The sequence below is a fragment of the Halomonas flagellata genome, assembly GCF_022487945.1.
In the GTDB taxonomy this organism is placed as follows: domain Bacteria; phylum Pseudomonadota; class Gammaproteobacteria; order Pseudomonadales; family Halomonadaceae; genus Halomonas; species Halomonas flagellata.
On record NZ_JAKVPY010000097.1, the window covers coordinates 1 to 691 of the forward strand.

At 57.3% G+C, this 691-nt stretch carries 2 tRNA genes and 1 rRNA gene; all 3 read right to left on the minus strand.

The features are described 5' to 3' along the window. Positions 1-50 precede the first annotated feature (50 nt). Positions 51-126: transfer RNA gene (locus MKP05_RS21310), tRNA-Ala, on the minus strand. Positions 127-428: 302 nt separating this feature from the next. Next, positions 429-505: transfer RNA gene (locus MKP05_RS21315), tRNA-Ile, on the minus strand. Between the two features lie 94 nt (positions 506-599). Further along, a 16S ribosomal RNA gene (locus MKP05_RS21320) occupies positions 600-691 on the minus strand; the annotation flags it as partial.

Genomic DNA, 691 nt, shown 5'->3' on the forward strand with positions numbered 1-691 from the left:
GTGGCTTGTGACTGCAGACTCGATCAGGTAACCGACGGTGGGGGCGGAGATGGTGGAGCCTAGCGGGATCGAACCGCTGACCTCCTGCGTGCAAGGCAGGCGCTCTCCCAGCTGAGCTAAGGCCCCTGATTACCAGCGTTAAGCGGTAGGCCGTCAGCTTTAAGAAAGCCCATGAAAGCATCAGGGTTTTTCTTACAGCTTCAAGCTTATAGCTTAAGGCTTGCATGGTGGGTCTGGGCAGACTTGAACAAAACCCGGCGACCTCACCCTTCTCTTTACAGAACTTCCGGGGGTGCGCTCTAACCCACTGAGCCCATTCGGTCGTTCGGAGAATGGTGGGTCTGGGCAGACTTGAACAAAACCCGGCGACCTCACCCTCCTCTCCATCTCACCCCAGGGGGTGCGCTCTACCCAACTGAGCGAGAGAATGGTGGGTCTGGGCAGACTTGAACTGCCGACCTCACCCTTATCAGGGGTGCGCTCTAACCAACTGAGCTACAGACCCATTGGTCACGCTGGGTCTATACCCAAACAGTCGTTGCTCTGGCCGATCAGGTAATTCATTGTGAGCACTTGCCGACAGTCGGTGACGTCGTCGGTAAGGAGGTGATCCAGCCGCAGGTTCCCCTACGGCTACCTTGTTACGACTTCACCCCAGTCATGAACCACACCGTGGTGATCGCTCCCCCGA